This window comes from Variovorax sp. UC74_104 (assembly GCF_044055375.1).
Classification (GTDB): Bacteria; Pseudomonadota; Gammaproteobacteria; order Burkholderiales; family Burkholderiaceae_C; genus Variovorax.
In genome coordinates this window covers 3,673,354-3,692,061 of sequence record NZ_CP171978.1, presented here as the reverse complement: position 1 = coordinate 3,692,061, position 18,708 = coordinate 3,673,354, and the positions used below count along the sequence as shown (strand labels likewise).

Annotated in this window: 20 protein-coding genes; 2 read left to right on the top strand and 18 right to left on the bottom strand. The window is 67.0% G+C overall.

Translation table 11 applies throughout. The annotated features are described in order from the left end of the window. Positions 1-5: 5 nt before the first annotated feature. A complete protein-coding gene (locus tag ACHMXA_RS17350; protein WP_395315949.1) occupies positions 6-674 on the top strand; it encodes an Asp/Glu/hydantoin racemase in 669 nt (222 codons plus the stop codon). Here ACHMXA_RS17350 and ACHMXA_RS17345 read toward each other — a convergent pair. After that, complete coding sequence (locus tag ACHMXA_RS17345; RefSeq protein ID WP_395315948.1) at positions 661-2,019, bottom strand: FAD-dependent oxidoreductase; 1,359 nt, start codon at positions 2,017-2,019, stop codon at positions 661-663. The two genes, ACHMXA_RS17350 and ACHMXA_RS17345, sit on opposite strands and share 14 nt — an antisense overlap. A 105-nt stretch (positions 2,020-2,124) precedes the next feature. Between ACHMXA_RS17345 and ACHMXA_RS17340 the strand changes: the two genes are divergently transcribed. Continuing rightward, the gene (locus ACHMXA_RS17340; protein ID WP_395315947.1) at positions 2,125-3,135 is read left to right on the top strand and encodes an alpha/beta hydrolase family protein; all 1,011 of its coding nucleotides are present in this window, start codon (positions 2,125-2,127) and stop codon (positions 3,133-3,135) included. 7 nt (positions 3,136-3,142) lie between these two features. Here the strand turns inward: ACHMXA_RS17340 and ACHMXA_RS17335 are convergent, their stop codons facing one another. From ACHMXA_RS17335 to ACHMXA_RS17255, 17 genes are all read right to left on the bottom strand, one after another. Beyond that, positions 3,143-5,062 carry a family 2A encapsulin nanocompartment cargo protein cysteine desulfurase gene (locus ACHMXA_RS17335; protein WP_395321310.1) on the bottom strand — a complete coding sequence of 640 codons (1,920 nt, stop codon included), beginning with the start codon at positions 5,060-5,062 and terminating at the stop codon, positions 3,143-3,145. A gap of 66 nt (positions 5,063-5,128) precedes the next feature. Next, the gene (locus tag ACHMXA_RS17330) at positions 5,129-6,061 is read right to left on the bottom strand and encodes a family 2A encapsulin nanocompartment shell protein (protein WP_176663871.1); all 933 of its coding nucleotides are present in this window, start codon (positions 6,059-6,061) and stop codon (positions 5,129-5,131) included. 64 nt (positions 6,062-6,125) lie between these two features. After that, positions 6,126-6,395 carry a helix-turn-helix transcriptional regulator gene (locus tag ACHMXA_RS17325; protein WP_093195396.1) on the bottom strand — a complete coding sequence of 90 codons (270 nt, stop codon included), beginning with the start codon at positions 6,393-6,395 and terminating at the stop codon, positions 6,126-6,128. Then, a complete protein-coding gene (epsC, locus tag ACHMXA_RS17320) occupies positions 6,392-7,309 on the bottom strand; it encodes a serine O-acetyltransferase EpsC (RefSeq protein WP_176663870.1) in 918 nt (305 codons plus the stop codon). Before epsC ends, ACHMXA_RS17325 begins: the two co-directional genes overlap by 4 nt. 36 nt (positions 7,310-7,345) lie before the next feature. Beyond that, positions 7,346-7,831 (bottom strand): rhodanese-like domain-containing protein, encoded by a 486-nt coding sequence (locus tag ACHMXA_RS17315; protein WP_395315946.1) that lies wholly within the window; start codon positions 7,829-7,831, stop codon positions 7,346-7,348. 130 nt (positions 7,832-7,961) lie between these two features. After that, entirely contained in the window at positions 7,962-8,906 is a 945-nt protein-coding gene (locus ACHMXA_RS17310) for a TauD/TfdA dioxygenase family protein (protein ID WP_395315945.1), read from the bottom strand. Positions 8,907-9,074: 168 nt separating this feature from the next. Continuing rightward, positions 9,075-9,638, bottom strand: coding sequence for a hypothetical protein (locus ACHMXA_RS17305; protein WP_395315944.1), 564 nt, complete (start codon positions 9,636-9,638; stop codon positions 9,075-9,077). Next, positions 9,635-10,297: an N-acetylmuramoyl-L-alanine amidase gene (locus ACHMXA_RS17300; RefSeq protein WP_395315943.1), complete on the bottom strand. Its 663-nt coding sequence runs from the start codon at positions 10,295-10,297 to the stop codon at positions 9,635-9,637. The genes ACHMXA_RS17305 and ACHMXA_RS17300 overlap by 4 nt, the downstream gene beginning before the upstream one ends. A 260-nt stretch (positions 10,298-10,557) precedes the next feature. Next, the gene (locus ACHMXA_RS17295; protein WP_007829250.1) at positions 10,558-10,773 is read right to left on the bottom strand and encodes a molybdopterin-binding protein; all 216 of its coding nucleotides are present in this window, start codon (positions 10,771-10,773) and stop codon (positions 10,558-10,560) included. 60 nt (positions 10,774-10,833) lie between these two features. Next, positions 10,834-11,430 carry a malonic semialdehyde reductase gene (locus ACHMXA_RS17290; RefSeq protein WP_395315942.1) on the bottom strand — a complete coding sequence of 199 codons (597 nt, stop codon included), beginning with the start codon at positions 11,428-11,430 and terminating at the stop codon, positions 10,834-10,836. 22 nt (positions 11,431-11,452) lie between these two features. Then, positions 11,453-12,742 carry an O-acetylhomoserine aminocarboxypropyltransferase/cysteine synthase family protein gene (locus ACHMXA_RS17285; RefSeq protein ID WP_395315941.1) on the bottom strand — a complete coding sequence of 430 codons (1,290 nt, stop codon included), beginning with the start codon at positions 12,740-12,742 and terminating at the stop codon, positions 11,453-11,455. A 40-nt stretch (positions 12,743-12,782) separates the two neighbouring features. Then, positions 12,783-13,625, bottom strand: coding sequence for an ATP-binding cassette domain-containing protein (locus tag ACHMXA_RS17280; RefSeq protein ID WP_395315940.1), 843 nt, complete (start codon positions 13,623-13,625; stop codon positions 12,783-12,785). A gap of 7 nt (positions 13,626-13,632) precedes the next feature. Beyond that, positions 13,633-14,601 (bottom strand): aliphatic sulfonate ABC transporter substrate-binding protein, encoded by a 969-nt coding sequence (locus ACHMXA_RS17275; protein WP_395315939.1) that lies wholly within the window; start codon positions 14,599-14,601, stop codon positions 13,633-13,635. Between the two features lie 10 nt (positions 14,602-14,611). After that, on the bottom strand, positions 14,612-15,460 hold the full coding sequence (gene ssuC / locus ACHMXA_RS17270; RefSeq protein WP_395315938.1) for an aliphatic sulfonate ABC transporter permease SsuC: 849 nt from the start codon (positions 15,458-15,460) through the stop codon (positions 14,612-14,614). A gap of 9 nt (positions 15,461-15,469) precedes the next feature. Then, positions 15,470-16,639 (bottom strand): FMNH2-dependent alkanesulfonate monooxygenase, encoded by a 1,170-nt coding sequence (gene ssuD / locus ACHMXA_RS17265; RefSeq protein WP_395315937.1) that lies wholly within the window; start codon positions 16,637-16,639, stop codon positions 15,470-15,472. Then, a complete protein-coding gene (locus ACHMXA_RS17260; protein ID WP_395315936.1) occupies positions 16,639-17,595 on the bottom strand; it encodes a sulfonate ABC transporter substrate-binding protein in 957 nt (318 codons plus the stop codon). The genes ssuD and ACHMXA_RS17260 overlap by 1 nt, the downstream gene beginning before the upstream one ends. A gap of 33 nt (positions 17,596-17,628) precedes the next feature. Beyond that, a complete protein-coding gene (locus ACHMXA_RS17255; protein ID WP_395315935.1) occupies positions 17,629-18,663 on the bottom strand; it encodes a sulfonate ABC transporter substrate-binding protein in 1,035 nt (344 codons plus the stop codon). Between the last annotated feature and the right edge of the window lie 45 nt (positions 18,664-18,708).

The window sequence follows — 18,708 nt, the reverse complement described above, 5'->3', positions numbered from 1 at the left end:
ATCTGATGAAAGACGCACTGGCCTTCCTGCACACGGCGCAGGTCCATGTGCCGACCTTCGAGCGGCTGGTGCGACGAATCGAGCCCGACCTGCGCGTGCGCCACCTGGTGCGCGAGGAGTTGCTGGCCGACGCGCGCGTCACCGGCGTCGACGACGCCGGCCTCATCGCCCGCGTGAACGAGGCCATGCACGAAGCCGCCTCGGGCGGCGCGAAAGTCGTGGTGTGCACCTGCTCGACCATCGGCGCCATTGCGGAACGCACGCCCTCCGGCGATGCATTCACAGCCCTGCGCATCGACCGGGCCATGGCCGACAAGGCCGTTCGCACCGGGCCTCGCGTGCTGATCGCCGCAGCGCTCGAAAGCACGCTGGCGCCTACGAAGGCCCTGATTCTTTCCGCCGCACAGGACGCTGGAATCGCCGTCCAGCCGACCCTGCTGTTCGTAGAGGACGCATGGCCGCATTTCGAAGCCGGAGCCCACGCGCGCTACATCGAGACGCTGGCCGGCGCGATCCGTGCGGCGGCAATCGAGGCCGACGTCGTCGTGCTGGCCCAGGCCTCGATGGCTCCCGTGGCCGATACGCTTGCCGACCTGGGCATCGACGTGCTCAGCAGCCCCGTACCCGGCACCGCCCACGCGGTGACACTGGCCCTGGCGCTCAGTCCGACTTGAGGATCGTCTCGCCCTTCAGCATCCCCATGTCGCGGATGTTGAAGCGGTGGCGCTTCCAGCCTTCCCAGGTGCGCCGCATGTTGCCGATGGAGATGAGGTAGTACAGCACCTTGAACATGCCGACGGGCCCGCGCATCGGCGTGCCGCGGTAGATGTCTCCGGCCAGCAGCGTCATCAGGCCCTCCTTCACCCTGAATGGGTTACCCGGGTGCATGAACATGTCGCGGATGGTCGGGTTGGTCACGCGGTAGATGAACCACGAGTACTCGCGCGGGCCCTTGCGCATCATCGCCTCGAAGCCCTTGCGCGCCGCGGCCAGGCGCTGCGGCTGGTCGAGCGCGGTGGCCACCAGCTCCGCACCGTCGAAGGCGCTGTGCATCGCGAGGTACACGCCCGAGGAGAACATCGGATCGATGAAGGTGAAGGCGTCGCCCAGCATCAGGTAGCGCTCGCCCGTGGCGTGCGTGCTGGAGTACGAGAAGTTGCCGGTGGCGTGGACCGCGTCGTCCACCAGCGTGGCGTTCTTCAGCCGGTCCACCAGCACCGGGCAGGTGGCGATGGTGTCGTAGAAGAAGTCCTTCAGCGGCTTGTCGCGCGTCTTCAGGTAGTACGGCCAGCAGACCGCGCCCACGCTGGTGGTGCCGTCGGCCAGCGGAATGAACCAGAACCAGCCGTGCGGAAACCAGCAGATGCTGATGTTGCCTTCCTTCTTGCCTTCCAGCCGCTCGGCGTTGGTGAAGTGGCCGAAGAGCGCGGTGCTGTTGTGGTCGGGGTTCTTTTCCTTGCAGCGGAATTTGTTGGCCAGCAGCGTGTCGCGGCCGGTGGCGTCGACCACGAAGCGGGCGCGCCAGCTGCGGCGCGCGCCGTCGTCCATCTCGGCCTGGACCGTGGCGCCGTCGGCATCGAAGGCCACGTCGCGCACCTTGCAGCCTTCGATGGCCTGCGCGCCGCAGGTGGCAGCGTTGCGGAACAGGAGCTCGTCGAGTTCGGAGCGGCGCACCTGCCAGGCGGAGTCGAGCGACTTGTCCAGCCCCTCGCCGAACTCCACGTAGCTGCGGTGTTCGTGCTCAGGCGAGACGAACTCGATGCCGAACTTGGGCATGCCGATCTTCTCGACCTGGTCGCGCACGCCGAGCTTGTCGAACAGCTCCACGTTCGCGGGCAGCAGCGATTCGCCGATGTGAAAGCGCGGGTGATGCGCCTTCTCCAGCAGGACCACCTTGCGGCCCTGCCGTGCCAGCAGCGTGGCGATGGTCGAGCCGGCGGGGCCTCCGCCGACGACCAGCACGTCGCAGGATTCGTCGGCGGCCTGAGGGGCGGAAGAAGAAGCTTGGGACAGGGACATGCGAAGGCAGGCAATATTGTTAACAATCGCAAGCATAGCGCGGCAGCCTGCGAAGACCGCAAAGTCTGCTAAGCGACCCACGGGCTGGCGCCGCACACTGGGGGAATGCGCCTCCTCCATCTCCTCCGCCACTTCTGCCTCGCTGCCGCATGCCTCTCGGCGGCGCTCGCCCATGCCGCCGGCATCAGCACCATCGAGATACCTGCCGACCGCGAAGGCCCGGCGATGCAGGGCGCCATATGGACACCCTGCGCCGCGCCCGCGGGCGAGATCAAGCTCGGCCGCACCACGATCCAGGCCGTGCCGGACTGCCCGCTCCCGCCGGGCGTCGAACGGCTCCCGCTCGTCGTGATCTCGCACGGCTACGGCGGCTCCTTCCTCGGCCATCACGACACGGCACAAGCGCTCGCAGACGCAGGCTTCATCGTTGCGGCCATCAGCCATTCGCAAGACAACTCCCAGCTCCGCGGCGGCCCGGACGACAAAATCGTCGCGCTGGCGACGCGAACCACCGACATCAAGCGGCTGATCGACCACATGCTCCAGAAGTGGCCCGCGCACGGCAGGATCGCGGCCGAGCGGATCGGCTTCTACGGTTTTTCCAGGGGCGGCTACACGGGCCTCGTGCTTGCGGGCGCACGTCCGGACTTCGAACGGCTGCCGCCGCTGCCTTCATCCCCGTGCGCAACGGCGCCCGAAGGCAAGGCGTGCGAATGGATGAAGCAGGGCTTCCAGGAACTGCTCGCCACGCCGCTGACGCGCGACGCACGCATCAAGGCGGCCGTGATCGCCGATCCGCTCGGCATGCTCTTCGACGCCCAGGGCCTGAAGAACGTGAAGATCCCGATCGAGCTCTGGGCCTCCACCTACGGCGGCGACGGCGTCACGCCGGAGAGCGTCGCCGCGGTCCGCAGCAGCCTGCCGGCCGCGCCCGAATGGCACGTGGCGGAGAACGCCGAGCACTACGGCTTTCTCGCGCCGTGCTCGCAGGCGCAGATCGAAGCCAAGGCCGAGATCTGCCGCGACGCACCCGGCTTCGACCGCACGGCCTTCCACAAGGCATTCAACGCCGAGGTGACGGCCTTCTTCGACCGCCACCTCGCTGCGCGGCACTGACCCGGCTTCAGCCCGCGCGCCGCTGCGACGCCAGCCGGCGCACCACCGCCACCAGGCGGTCGATCTCGTCGAAGGTGTTGTAGAACGCCAGCGAAGGCCGCACCGTGGTCTCCACGCCGAAGCGGCGCAGGATGGGCTGCGCGCAATGGTGGCCCGTGCGCACCGCGATGCCCTCCTCGTTCAGCGCCTGCCCCACCTCCTCGGTGGTGTAGCCGTCGAGCACGAAGGACATCACGCTGGCCTTGTCGGCCGCCGTGCCGATCAGCCGCACCCCCGGAATCGCACCGAGTTGCGCCATGCCGTACACGAGCAGGTCGTGCTCGTAGCGCGCGATGTTCTCGATGCCGATCTTGTTGACGTAGTCGATGGCGGCGCCCAGCCCCACGGCGTCGGCGATGTTGCCGGTGCCGGCCTCGAACTTGTTCGGGATCGGCTGGAACACCGTCTTCTCGAAGGTCACGTCGGCAATCATGTTGCCGCCGCCCTGCCACGGGGGCATGTCTTCGAGCACCTCGCGCTTGCCCCACACCACGCCGATGCCCGTCGGGCCGAACACCTTGTGGCCGGAGAAGACGAAGAAGTCGGCGCCGATGTCCTGCACGTCCACGCGCATGTGCGAGACCGACTGCGCGCCGTCCACCAGCGCCTTGGCGCCCGCGCGGTGCGCCAGCTCGACGATCTCCTTCACCGGCACCACCGTGCCCAGCGCGTTCGAGACCTGCGTGACGGCGACGATCTTCGTGCGGTCGTTCAGCAGCTTGCGGTACTCGTCGAGCAGCACCTGCCCCGAGTCGTCCACCGGAATCACGCGCAGCTTCGCGCCCTTGGCGGCCGCGAGCTGCTGCCACGGCACGATGTTGGCGTGGTGCTCCAGGTTCGACACGACGATCTCGTCGCCCTCGCCCACGTGCTGCCCGCCCCAGCTCTTGGCAACCAGGTTGATGGCCTCGGTGGTGCCGCGCACGAAGATCACTTCCTCCACCTCGGGCGCATTGATGAATTTGCGCACGCGCTCCCGCGCGCCTTCGTAGGCGTCGGTGGCGCGCGCAGCCAATTCGTGCGCCGCGCGGTGGATGTTGGAGTTCTCGTGCTCGTAGAAGTACGAGATGCGGTCGATGACCGACTGCGGCTTGTGCGTGGTGGCCGCGTTGTCGAACCACACGAGCTGCTTGCCGTTCACGCGCTCCTGCAGGATCGGGAAGTCGCGCCGCACGGCGTGGATGTCGAAGGGCGGATGCTGGCCGCTGCCGGCCAGCGGCACGGCATTGGGGCCTCGCGGATCGGGCTTCAACGGCGTGACGAAGCCGCTGGGCAGGCGCACCGCGTCGACGAAGTAGAACTGGGGCTCGCTCGCTCTCACCTCTGGTGAGTGGGTTGGGGTGAGGGGCCCCCCCGCACCTTGCGTCGTCCGCTGGCCCTCGCCCCGGCCCTCTCCCGCAAGCGGGAGAGCAGGCAAGACCTGCGCGGGCGCAGACACGGCGGAGGCCGCGCCGGCCGAGGGGTGCCCGAAGCTGTTGCTCAGGAAGTAGAACGGTGAGGCGGCCGCCTGCGGTGCGGAAGGCGCATTCGCCTGCTGCGGCACGCCCTGCACCACGCCGCCCGAGCGCGGCTCGAAGGCCGGCGCCACCGAGAGCACGCTGTCGGGCACGCCGTTGCCTGCCACCGCATGCGGCACCAGGGCCGGTGCGCGGTTCGCAAGCGAGGGCAGCTGCGTGGGCGATGCGGGTACTAGGTTGGCACCCGGAACCTGCCCTTGCGGGAAAGGCGTGCCCGGCACGCTGGGCCCGAAGCCGGCAGGGCTCGCCAACGGAGAGCCCGCGGGTGCGACGTTGGCAGGGAACTGCGCGCCCGGCACCAGCCCGCTCGCCACGCCGGGCACCGAGTCGGGCGGCGTGCCCGGCAATGCGGAGAACATGGCGCTGGCCATGCGCGCGAGGATGGCCGGGTCGAACGGCGCCTCGCCCGGGATCGAAGGAGTGCTGCTCACAGCGGCTTACTTGTAGGTATCGGCGTAGTCGTGGTACTTGCCGATCTCGACATCGTCGAGCACCGCCAGCGCGTCGGTGGTCAGCACCGCGAGCGAGCAGTACAGCGAGATCAGGTAGGACGCGATCGCATGGTTGTTGATGCCCATGAAGCGCACCGACAGGCCCGGGCCCTGCTCGCCCGAAAGCCCCGGCTGGAACAGCCCCACCACGCCCTGGCGCTTGTCGCCCACGCGCAGGAGCAGGATCTTGCTCTTGCCATCGGCCACCGGCACCTTGTTCGACGGGATCAACGGGATGCCGCGCCAGGTGATGAACTGCGAACCGAAGAGGCTCACCGTCGGCGGCGGCGTGCCGCGGCGCGTGGCCTCGCGGCCGAAGGCGGCAATGGCCAGCGGGTGCGTGAGGAAGAAGGCGGGCTCCTTCCAGACCTTGGTCAGCAGTTCGTCGAGGTCGTCGGGCGTGGGCGCGCCGGTCAGCGGGAAGATGCGCTGCTCTTCCGACACTTGGGCCAGCAGGCCGTAGTCGGGGTTGTTGATGAGCTCGCTCTCCTGGTTCTCCTTGATCGTCTCGATCGTCAGGCGCAGCTGCTCCTTGATCTGGTCGTGCGGGCTGCTGTAGAGGTCGGAGATGCGGGTGTGCACGTCGAGCACGGTGCTCACGGCGTTCAGGTAGTGCTCGCGCGGGTTCTCTTCGTAGTCGACGAAGGTACGCGGCAGCTGGTTTTCTTCTTCGCGCGAGGTGCAGGTGACCTTGATCGCTTCCGGGTTCTTGACCTTGTTGACGCGGTAGATGCCTGCTTCCACGGGCACCCACTGCAGCAGGTGCGTCAGCCAGCGCGGGCTGATGGTCTCGAGTTGGGGGACTGTCTTGGTGGCATTGGCCAGCTGTCTTGCGGCGTTGTCGCCAAGGGCGGTGGTACCACCAACTGTTGCGCTCATGGATCGGGGCTTTCGTGGTTGAGAAAAAAGTGGCCGCCAGTGTCTGGCGGCCACGGGTTTTCCCTCAACAGGCTATAGCCGCCAAGTTGATCCTTCGCGCGAGACGCGACTGCTCCAGCTGCTCGCAGCGCATGAGCAGCCCGACCATGTTGATGCCCAGCGCGGTCGCGAGCTTCTGCGCGGTGACGATCGATGGAATGACGCGGCCGCGCTCCACCTCGCCCACGTAGGAGCGGTTCAGGTCGGACCGCTCTGCCAGTTCTTCCTGCGACCAGCCCCTGTCCTCTCGCAGCTGCCGGATGGTGACGCCGAAGTCTTCCACAAACGCCTTCATGCCGATCCTCCCGTCTTCGGTGCGTTCTGCAAACTTGCCTGGGTGACGCTCGCGCCCGGAGGCACGTCGTCGGTGATCCACACGTTGCCGCCGATGACCGCGCCCTTGCCGAGCGTCACCCGCCCGAGGATGGTCGCGCCGGCATAAATGACCACGTCGTCTTCCACCACCGGATGGCGCGGCAGGCCCTTCTGCAGGTTGCCGTCGGTGTCGGTCGGGAAGCGCTTGGCGCCCAGCGTGACGGCCTGGTACAGCCGCACCCGCTTGCCGATGACCGCCGTCTCCCCAATCACGACGCCCGTGCCGTGGTCGATGAAGAAGCCCGCGTCGATCTGCGCGCCCGGGTGGATGTCGATGCCGGTCTGCGCATGCGCCAGCTCGGCCACGATGCGCGCCAGCAGCGGCAGCCCGAGCTTGTAGAGCTCGTGCGCGAGGCGGTGGTGGATCATCGCGAGCACGCCGGGGTAGCACAGCAGCACCTCGTCGACGCTGCGTGCTGCCGGGTCGCCCTGGTAGGCGGCGAGCACGTCGCTGTCGAGCAGGCGGCGCAGGCCCGGCAGCGCATTGGCGAAGCGCCGCACGGCATCGGCAGCGGTGTCGTCGATCTCGCTCGCGGGGCGCGGCTCGTGGCGCGCGTTGAAGTTCAGCTCCAGCCGAGCCTGCACGAGCAGCGCCTGCAGGGCGGCGTCGAGCGTATGGCCGACATAGAAGTCCTCGCTCTCGTGGCGCAGGTCCGGCGGACCGAGCCGCATCGGAAAGAGCGCGCCCTTGAGCGACTCGACGATCTGCGCGAGCGCGTCGCGCGACGGAAACTCTCGCGCGCCGGGCTCTCTCGAGCGGCGCTGCGAGTCCCGCCATTCGTCGCGCACGCCGTGCAGCGCGCGCACGATGTCGCTTACCTCGAAATGGGCCATGTATGTTTTCTCCCGGGAACGTCTTTTGGGGTGGCGTCAGTCCTGCACCCAGGGCAGCCTGTGGAAGCGCCAGCCGTCCGAGCCGCCGCGGTGCTGGTGCTCGTCGATCTCGCCCTCGAAACCTTCGAGGACATTGAAGACGTTCGTGAAGCCGGCCTTGGCAGCCGCCTCGGCCGCCAGCGCGGAGCGCTTGCCGCTGCGGCACAGCAGCAGCACGACGGCTTCCTTGCCGCCGTCCTTCGCCAGCTTTGCCTCGAGTTCGCGCACGAAGCGCGGATTGCGCGTGAGCGCCGTACCCGTTGCCCAGGCCACGTGCTGGCTGCCGGACACGTGGCCGACGAACTTGCGCTCTTCGCCGGAACGTACGTCGACCAGCACGGCCTGGCCCTTCTGTACCAGTTCCCAGGCCACCGGCGGCCTGACGCCACCGGCATAGGGCAGATTGTTCTCGGCGGCCGAGGCGCGCGCCTGTTCCAGGGCTTCGGGCAAGGCGATGACTTCTTCTTCAACTTCCACTGACATGCTGTGAGGCTCCTGTTGTGCGTTGGATACGCCTTTGATGGCGATAACCATCACTGTAGGAGCCGGGCGCCGAAGCTCAAACAACTGAAAAGTCGATTCCTAACAACCATCCGATCTATAGAAGAACGGCTCAGGCAGCCTCCGCGGCGCGCACCGCCGGTGCCGTGAGGTCCACGCTCCTGGTGCCGTCCACACCGTACGGCACGTCGCCGGCGATGGTCACGCGGCGCACCACGCGGTGCTGGTCGCCGTAGTCGTTGATCGCGTAGTGCTGCGTGGCACGGTTGTCCCAGATGGCGACGTCGCCCTGGGCCCAGCGCCAGCGCACCGTGTTCTCGAGCCGGTGCACGTGGCTTTGCAGGACGCTCAGCAGATGGCCGGAGTCCTGCGACGAATGGCCGGCCAGCCGCTTCACGAAATGGCCCAGCACGAGGCTGCGTTCGCCCGTTTCGGGGTGCACGCGCACCACCGGATGCTCGGCTTCGAGCAGGCGGCGGGTGAAGACGTCGCGGTAGCGCTTCGTGCCCTCCTCGTCCAGATCGGCCGGCAAGCGAGCGGCGGCATAGTCGTAGTCGTTGCCGTGGATGGCTCGCAGCCGGTCGGCCAGCGCCTTCAGGTCGTCGGGCAGGCTCTCGTAGGCCGCCACCGTGTTGGCCCAGACCGTGTCACCGCCATACGCCGGGATCACCACCGCGCGCAGGATCGACACTTGCGGATAGGCAACCTCGAAGGTCACGTCGGTATGCCACGAATTGGCGCGGCCGCCATGGCGGGAGTCGAGCTCCAGCAGCCGCGTGCCGTCCTTCGAAGGCACGGTGGGGTGCGGCACCAACTCGCCCCACAGCCGCCCGAAAGCCTCCTGCTGGGCGTCGTCGAGGTGCTGCTGGCCGCGGAAGAAGAGCACCTTGTGCTTCAGCAGCGCTGCCTTGATGGCGCCGAACACTTCGGGCTGCAGCGAGCCCGAAAGGCGCACGCCGCGCACCTCGGCGCCGATGTGGCCGGCCTGGCGGACGATGTCGAGCTCGTGGCCCTGTGAGGCTTGTGCAGGGATCGCTGAAGAAAGAGTGGCGCTCATCGGAGGTCCTTTTTCGGGGGATCCGGAAGATTCTGCGAGGCGCCTGGTGGCGGTGGAAGGAAGGTGTTTGCAGTTTCTAATGCATGGGGCATCTAAGAGGGTCGCTGGCGGAAAGCTGGCAAAAGAAAACCCGCCGTGGCGGGTTTTCGGACCAGGTCGATGCCTCACTCAGGGCTTGTCGCGCGAGTCGCGCGCCCTCTTCAGCCGGGTCTGCGCTTCGCTCGCAGACAGCTGACCTTCGGCGACCAGCTTCTTCAGCCTTCGCTCGCCTGCGCGGTACAGCGCATCTTTCAGGAGGGCCATCTTGCGGGCTCGGCAGGGGCTGCACTCGTAGAAGCTCGTCGGACTTCCCGCGACCTTCGTCTTTGCGTCGTACTCAAGAGCAAGAATCCGTCCGTTGGGTTCAATCCCCATGGCGAGGTTGTTCCCGTTCTTGAACGTAACAGTGGCACTTCCCTCACACCCTGTGGTGTCGGTTTTTTCAGGGTCATAGGCACTACGCGAAACCCGGCGCATGTGCCGCAGGGCAAAAAGAACATCCTCCTGCGTCAAGACGACGTCGTCGCAATCCAGAAAGTCCTTGTTCTCCCATACCGTTCTACCCGAAGGCTCTGTGATTTCCACCTTCCGTACATAGCTGACGGGGTACCGCCTGTCCGACGCTTGTACCGGAAGCACCGCAGCTGCAACCAGCAATCCTGCTGGAATCAAGAGAGCGATGCTTCTTTTCATGGCATTGGCACCTGCATTTTCCAGTTCGCCCCCTGGGCCTCTGTCGGGTTCTTGCGGCTGACCTGAGGATGGCGAAGAACCTCCTCATTGCCTATGCGGATCGACTCCTGAAGCACACGGACAAGCCACGAGAGCGACTGATTCTGCGCCGCAGTTGGCTCGTCATAGATTCCACGCCTGCCGCGCAACTCATCGAGCGTCAGCTCTGCTTCTTTCCCGACAGCTTTGAAGCCCACAGGCAATCGGGCCCTGCCGACAATCTCGATCCCGATTGCTTCCATATTGCCCGGATAACGCTCACCTGGCGGTTTTCGCATCTCGATCTGGTGCATTCCCTCTACTCCCACCTTCGCAAAATCGCCTGGTTCGCATTTTCCCGTTGCCAAGCACCGCGCTTTCAACGGCCCCACATGATTCGTCCTCTGATAAATCGCCGCCGTCTGATAGATCGTCCCGTCCTTGTCGATGAGAAAGTGCGCCCCGTTCGCCTTCGGCCGCTTGTAGCTATTCAGAGAAGACGCCGAAGTATCCGCGTCCGTCTGGTGCACCACGATGCCGGTGATTGCTGCAGCCCTCCTCCCTCGTTCGATCTGCGGACTGCGGGCATGCCTCACTCGTGCGTGGCTGATCATTCCATGTTCGTCAATCTCAACGAGCATGCGGTTCCTCCCTGAAGTGTCTGTTTGAATGCAATGACGAAGTCGTGATCTCTGCATCGATGTGCGGATCACGACTTCGCGGCGCATGCTATGGCGACGACTTCAAGGAACATTCAGGTCTTTGAAAGATTCGAACGATTTCCGGAATTCAGCACAGTCGATGAACTCGCAGCCTGTAAACCGCTGAAAACTCACACCCCGCAAACGAAAAAACCCGGCGCCATTACAGCGCCGGGTCGTCGCAGATGCCCGAGGGTCCGTCAGAGCTTCGCGATCGAAACCTCGGTCGACTTCACGAGGGCGACCACGTCGGAGCCCACCTTCAGCTGCAGTTCGTCGACCGAGCGCGTGGTGATGACGGAGGTGACGATGCCCCAGGCGGTTTCGACGTCGACTTCGGAGACGACGTCGCCGCGGATGATCTCGCGGACCTTGCCCTTGAACTGGTTGCGGACGTTGATGGCTTGGATGGACATGATGGGTTCTCTTTCAGGTTGATTGGGGAATTCGTTGAGGAAAAGCACGGCGAACAGCGCTCAGACGATCTCGGCCACGTCGTCGAACGCCAGCCGGGGCCCGCGCTCGAAGGTGCCTGCGTGGTCGGCTACGCCGAGGTTGACGAGGAAATTCGCGCGGTAGCGGCCGTCCGGGAAGAAAGCCTTATCGACCAGGTCGGCATTGAAGCCCGACTGGGGTCCCGCGTCGAGCCCGAGCGCACGTGCGGCCAGGATCAGGTAGGCGCCCTGCAGGCTGCTGTTGCGAAACGCCGTGGCCTGCGCGGCCTCGGCGCTCTTCTCGAAGAGCGGCTTGGCGTCGTAGGCCGGGAACTGGCTGGGCAGGTGCTCGTAGAAGCGCGTGTCGTGCGCAACGATCACCGTGACGCCTGCCGCCAGCGTCTGCGCGGTGTTGCCCGCCGACACGGCCGGCTTCAGCTTCGCCTTGGCCTCCTCGCTGCGCACGAACACGTAGCGTGCCGGCTGGGCATTGAAGGCGGTCGGGCCCCACTTGAGGAGGTCGTAGAGCTTGTGGACGAGCTCGTCGGTCACGGGCACGGGCTTGAACGCGTGCACGGTGCGGGCCTTGCGGAACAGTTGGTCCAGCGCGGCTTCGGGAATGGATTGCAGTGTGGTCATGGCTTCAGGAGAGAGCTTTGATTCAGTTCGATGCCGCCGCCAGCGCCTGGTCGAGGTCGGCGATCAGGTCGTCGATGTGCTCGATGCCGACCGACAGGCGCACCGTGTCTTCGGTAACGCCGGCGCGGGCCAGCTCCTCGGGCGACAGCTGCCTGTGCGTGGTCGATGCCGGATGCGTGGCCAGCGAGCGCACGTCGCCGATGTTCACGAGGCGCGTGAAGAGCTTCAGCGCGTCGAGGAACTTCGCGCCGCCCTCGCGCCCCGAGCCGATGCCGAAGGTCAGCACGCCGCTGGCCTTGCCGCCGAGGTACTTCTTCGCGAGCGCGTGGTCGGGGTGGTCTTCGAGTGCTGCGTAGTTGACCCACTTCACGGCCTTGTGCGTCTTCAGGTGCTGCGCGACGCGCAGTGCGTTGTCGCTGATGCGGTCGACGCGCAGCGCGAGCGTCTCGATGCCCTGCAGGATCTGGAAGGCGTTGAACGGCGAGATGGCCGCGCCCGTGTTGCGCAGCGGCACCACGCGTGCACGGCCGATGTAGGCGGCCGGGCCCAGCGCCTCGGTGTAGACCACGCCGTGGTAGCTCACGTCGGGCTCGTTCAGGCGTTTGAAGCGCTGCTTGTGTTCGGCCCACGGGAACTTGCCCGAGTCGACAATCGCGCCGCCGATGCTGGTGCCGTGGCCGCCGAGGTACTTGGTGAGCGAGTGCACCACGATGTCGGCACCGTGCTCGATGGGCCGGCTCAGGTACGGCGAAGGCACGGTGTTGTCGACGATCAGCGGCACGCCGTTGCGGTGCGCGATCTCGGCGATGGCCGCGATGTCCGTCACGTTGCCCGCCGGGTTGCCCAGCGATTCGACGAAGACGGCCTTGGTCCGCTCGTCGAAGAGCTTCTCGAAGCTCGAAGGATCGCGATGGTCCGCGAAGCGCGTGGTGATGCCGAACTGCGGCAGCGTGTGGGCGAACAGGTTGTAGGTGCCGCCGTAGAGTGCCGTGCTGCTGATGATGTTGTCCCCGGCCTCGGCGATGGTCTGGATCGCGTAGGTCACCGCCGCCTGCCCCGATGCCAGCGCGAGCGCGGCAATGCCGCCTTCGAGCGCCGCCACGCGCTGCTCCAGCACGTCCTGCGTCGGGTTGTTGATGCGGGTGTAGATGTTGCCCGGCACCTTCAGGTCGAACAGGTCGGCGCCGTGCTGGGCGCTGTCGAAGGCGTAGGCCACCGTCTGGTAGATGGGCGGCGCCACGGCGCGGGTGGTCGGGTCGGGCGAGTAGCCGGCGTGGACCGACAGGGTTTCGAATTTCCAGTTCTGCGACATGCGACTGCCTTTCAAATGGGCTGATGGATGAAGAGGCTCGTCAGATCGCCCAGCGCAATGCATGCGCAGGGGTGGCGAGCCAGCTGGCGTCGGTGCTCTCGGCATCGGTCTCTTCGGACTTCTGCAGCACCCTGTCGAGGATTCGTTTTTCGATCGCGGCGAAGGCCGGGTCGCCCTGCGAGCGCGGCCGTGCCAGCGCGATGTTCTCGTCGAGCGCGATGCGGCCGTCTTCGATCAGGATCACGCGGTCGGCCAGCGCGACGGCTTCCTGCACGTCGTGCGTGACCAGCAGCGCGGTGAAGCGATGGCGCTGCCACAGGTTCTCGATGAGGCGGTGCATCTCGATGCGCGTGAGCGCGTCGAGCGCGCCCAGCGGCTCGTCGAGCAGCAGCAGGCGCGGGTGGTGCACCAGCGCGCGCGCCAGGGCCACGCGCTGGCGCTGGCCGCCCGAGAGGCGCGCCGGCCATTCGTTCTCGCGATCGGCCAGGCCGACCTGCGCCAGCACTTCCTTGCCGCGCGCCTTGGCGTCGTTGGGCAGGCCCAGCGTCACGTTGTCGAGCACGCGCCGCCACGGCAGAAGGCGCGCCTCCTGGAACATGATGCGCGTGTCGTCGTGCAGGCCGTGCACGGCCTTGCCGTCGGTGTAGAGGCCGCCGGAGCTCGGCTCCTCCAGGCCCGCGATGAGCCTCAGCAGCGTGCTCTTGCCGCAGCCGCTGCGCCCGACGATGGCGATGAACTGGCCCGGCTCGATGGTCAGTCGGGTGTTGCGCAGCACCTCGCGCGCGCCGTAGCGCTTGTGCAGGTTGCGCGCCTCCAGGCGCACGCCGCCGGCAATGGCTTGCGGCTGGGGCCGGGTCTGGATGTCTTTGAGGACGGCACTCATGATGTCTTCAGGCTCCTGGCTTGAACAGCGCCACGTTGAGCGCATCGATCTTTCGGGGAAGCAGCTTCTCGGCGAGGAACGCATCGGCGATGCGCTGCTGCTCGCCCAGCGCCTCGGGCACCACCGGCCGCACCGCGTAGCTGCGGCGGGCGTTGGCCTGCTCGATGGTCGCGGCGTCCAGGCCCCACACGGGCGCGAGCAGCGTGGCCGCCTCCCTCGGGTTCTGCTTGACCCACTTGCCGGTCTTCTCCAGCTCTGCATAGACCACGCGCAGCACGTCGGGCCGCGCCTTCGCGAACTTGCTGCTCGCGAGGTAGTAGCGCTGGTACGACGCGATGCCCGCGCCGTCGGCCAGCACGCGCACCTTCGACTGGCGCTGTGCCGCGGCGAGGAACGGGTCCCACACCACCCAGGCGTCGATCGCGCCCTTCTCGAAAGCGGCGCGGCCGTCGGCGGGCGTGAGGTAGGCGGGCTCGACGTCCTTGAACGAGAGGCCGGCCTTGTCGAGCGCGGCGATCAGCAGGTAGTGCGCGCCGGCCGCCTTCGCGAAGCCGACCTTCTTACCCTTGAGGTCGGCCACGGTCTTGATCGGCGAGTCCTCGCGCACCACGATGGCCTGCGCCGAGGGCGACGGCGCCTCCTGCGCCAGGAAGGTCAGATCGGCGCCGGCAGCCTGGGCGAACACCGGTACGGTGTCGGCCACGTCGGCGCTGATGTCGAGGTTGTCGAGGTTCAGCGCCTCCAGCAGCGGCAGGCCGCTGGTGAACTCGTGCCAGCTGAGCGTGACGTTCAGCGGCGCGAGCTGCTTCTCTAACACGCCCTGCGCCTTCAGCACGGCGATGAGCGTCGAAGACTTCTGATAGCCGACACGCACCGTGGCGGGCCGGCTGGCCACGCCCTGCGCGAATACTGCGCCGGAGCCGAGCGCTGCAAGCGTCGCGATGGCTGCGCGGCGGGAGATCGATGAATGCGTCATTGCCCTGCCCTCACTTCGCCTTCTTCTGGTAGCCGGGGTGCCAGCGCAGCCACCATTGCTCCAGGCCGCGCGCGAACAGGTCGGCCAGCTTTCCCAGCAGCGCGTACAGCAGGATGCCCACCAGCACGATGTCGGTCTGCAGGAACTCGCGGGCGTTCATCGTGAGGTAGCCGATGCCGGCCTGCGCCGAGATGGTCTCGGCCACGATCAGGATCACCCACATCAGGCCCAGCGAGAAACGCAGCCCCACCAGGATCGACGACAGCGCGCCCGGCAGGATCACCTCGCGGTACAGCTGCCAGCGCGAGAGGCCATAGGTGCGGCCCATCTCGATGAGCTGCGGATCGACGTTGCGGATGCCGTGGAAGGTGTTCAGGTAGATCGGGAAGAACACCGACACCGAGATCAAAAACAGCTTGGCCGACTCGTCGATGCCGAACCACAGGATCACCAGCGGAATCAGCGCCAGCGCCGGAATGTTGCGCACCATCTGGATGGTGGAGTCCAGCAGCGTCTCGGCAAACTTCACCGAGCCCGTCAGCAGCCCCAGCACCAGCCCCGCCCCGCCGCCGATGGCCAGCCCCGCGAGCGCACGGCCCGCGCTGACCTTCACGTGCGTCCACAGCTCGCCGGAAACCGTGAGGTTCCACGCAGCCTTCACCACGTCGATGGGCGCCGGCAGCACGCGCGTGCTGAGCCAGCCCAGCGACGAGGCGATCTGCCAGAAGACGATGAGCCCCACCGGCACCAGCCATGGCACCAGCCGTTTCGCGACGTTGACCGCGAAGGCCTTGAACGCGCTGCTGCCCACCTCCTCGGCCGGCACGACCGCCGGCAGTTCCTGGACCTGTTCAGTCATGGCGATCCTTCAGCTTTGGGAAACGAGGCGCGAAGGCGCGTCGAGGTTGGCGACGACCTCGCCGAAGGGCCCGCTCAGCGAGCCGCCGGCCAGTTGCGTCTTCGCCTTTCGCGACAGCAGCGGGAACACCAACTCGGCGAAGCGGTAGGCCTCTTCGAGATGCGGGTAGCCCGACAGGATGAACTTGTCGAGGCCAAGCGCCGCGTACTCCTCGATGCGGGCCGCGACCGTCTTCGCATCGCCCACCAAGGCCGTGCCGGCACCACCACGCACCAGGCCCACGCCGGCCCAGAGGTTCGGCGCGATCTCCAGATCGGCGCGCGAGCGCTTGGCACCGCCCGCATGCAGCGCGGCCATTCGGCGCTGCCCTTCCGAATCCATGCGCGCGAAGGCGGCCTGCGCGCGGATCACGGTCTCGTCATCCACGCGGCTGATGAGTTCCTCGGCGGCCTTCCAGGCGGCGTCTTCAGTCTCGCGCACGATCACGTGCAGGCGGATGCCGAACTCGACCTTGCGGCCATTGCGCTCGGCACGCGCCCGGACGTCGGCGATCTTCTTTGCAACTTCGGCGGGCGGCTCGCCCCAGGTGAGGTACGCGTCGACCTGCTCGGCGGCGAGGTCGTGCGCAGCGGCCGAGGAGCCGCCGAACCACACCGGCGGATACGGCTTCTGCACCGGCGGGTAGAGCAGCTTCGCGCCCTTCACGCTCAGGTGCTTGCCGTCGTAGTCGAAAGACTGCCCGTCATGGCTGCGCGCGATGATCTCGCGCCAGATGCGGATGAACTCGGCCGACTGCTCGTAGCGCGATGCGTGGTCCAGATACACGCCGTCGCCTTCGAGCTCGGCCTGGTCGCCGCCCGTCACCAGGTTCACCAGCAGCCGCCCGCCCGAGAGCCGGTCGAATGTCGCGGCCATGCGCGCGGCCAGGCTAGGCTGGTGCAGCCCGGGGCGCACCGCCACCAGGAACTTGAGATTCTTGGTCGCGCCGATCAGGCTGGAAGCGATGACCCACGGGTCTTCGCAGGAGCGGCCCGTCGGGATCAGAACGCCCTCGTAGCCGAGGTTGTCGGCCGCGCCAGCGATCTGCTGCAGGTAGGCCAGGTCGATGGGGCGCGCGCCCTCGCTCGTGCCGAGATAGCGGCTGTCGCCGTGCGTGGGGAGGAACCAGAAGATCTGCATCACGCGACTCCCGCGCCGGCTGCTTCGAGCACGTTGATCTTCTTCGGGATCAGCTTCAGCTCGAAGAAGGTGTCGGCGATCTTCTGCTGCTCGCCCAGGATGGCCTTGGTGATCGGCGCGGTGCCGTAGGCCCAGCGGTTTACCACCAGTTCCGCCACCGGCTTCGGAAGGCCCCAGAGCGTGGCCAGCTCGCCGCCCAGTTCGCCCTTGTTGGCGGCGCCCCAGACGTCGATCTTGTTGAGTTCCTCGATCGCGATGGCGAGCACGTCGGCGTTCTTCGCCACATAGTCGAGCGAGGAGAAGTAGTAGGCGCGGTTGCCGACCACGCCGGTGGCGTCGGCCAGCACGCGTGCATCGAGCGACTTCTCGGCCGCGGCCAGGAACGGGTCCCAGATCACCCACGCATCGACCGAGCCCTTCTCGAAGGCGGCGCGCGCATCGGCGGGCGGCAGGTAGACCAGGTTCAGGTCGGCGAACGCGAGGCCGTGCTTCTCGAACAGCTTGACGATGAAGTAGTGGACGTTCGAGCCCTTGTTGAGCGCGATCTTCTTGCCCTTGAGATCGGCCACGGTCTTGATCGCGGAGCCCTTGGGCACCAGCACCGCCTCCGACTGCGGACGCGGCACGGTCGCGCCCACGTAGGCCAGCGGCGCGCCGGCAGCCTGCGCGAAGATGGGCGGCGCCTCGCCCACGTCGCCGAAGTCGATGGAGCCGACGTTCAGCGCCTCGAGCTGCACGGGGCCGGCGGTGAACTCGGTCCACTTCACGCTCACGCCCAGGGGCGCCAGGCGTTTCTCCAGCGTGCCGCGGCCCTTGAGCAGCGTGAGGTAGCCCTTCTGGTTGCCGATGCGGAACTGGCGCGCGGGCGCCTGCGCCAATGCGCCGAACGAAGGCAGCGCGATGGCGGCGGCCGCGCCCTGGATCAGGCGTCGGCGGGGAATGGAGATGCGTGTCATGGTTGTCCGGAACGATCCGATTCGTTGGAAGCCTCAGGGCTGCGCCGTGACCACGGCGTCGCTGACCTTGATGGGCTTGGGAATGAGCTTCAGCGCGTAGAAGGTGTCGGCGATCTTTTGCTGGTCGGCCGCGACGGCCGGGGTGATCGGCTTCACGTTGAACTCGTAGCGGCGCAGCGCCAGTTCGACCACGTCGACCGGCAGGCCCTGCAGCGGAGCGATCAGCTCGGCCGCCTGGCGCAGGTTCTTCTTGAGCCAGATGCCCTGCTCCACCGAGTCGGCGAACAGCGCGTCGATGACCTTCGGGTTGTTCTTCACGAAGCCGCGCTCGCCCAGGTAGTACTGGTAGTTGTTGACCACCTCGGGCGTGCCGTCGGCCAGCACGCGCGCGCCGGTGGCTTTCTCTGCCGCGGCCTGGAACGGGTCCCAGATCACCCAGGCATCGACGTTCCTGCTTTCGAAGGCGGCGCGGCCGTCGGCGGGCGCGAGGTACACGGGCTGGATGTCGGAAAGCTTCAGGCCGTTCTTCTCGAGCTGCTTCACCAGCAGGTAATGCACGTTGCTGCCCTTGTTGAGCACGACCTTCTTGCCCTTCAGGTCCGCGACGGACTTGATGGGCGAATCCTTCGCGACCAGGATGGCCTCGGCGCGCGGCGCGGCCGGGTCGTAGCCGAAGTAGACGAACTTGGCGCCCGCGGCCTGCGCGAAGATGGGCGGCGCCTCGCCGACATAGCCGACGTCGACCGCGCCCACGTTCAGCCCTTCGAGCAGCTGCGGACCGGCCGGAAACTCGACCCACTTCACGCCGAAGCCCAGCGGCGCGAGCTTCTTCTCCAGCGTGCCCTGCGCCTTCTGCAACACGAACAGGCTGGCCGACTTCTGATAGCCGATGCGCAGCTCGCCCTTACCCGGGCTCCCCTGTGCATGCGCCGAGGCGGCGGAGATGAAGCTGACGATCAGCGCGATGGCGCTGACCACGATGGCGCTGATCAGCAGATCGCGCAGGCCGCGCCAGAAGGAGCGCGGCGGCACTTCGAGCACGGGGTCTTCGGTTGCGACGGGGTTCATGCGTGGATTCCTTGGTCTGCAAAAACTTCAGGCAAAGCTGTCCCC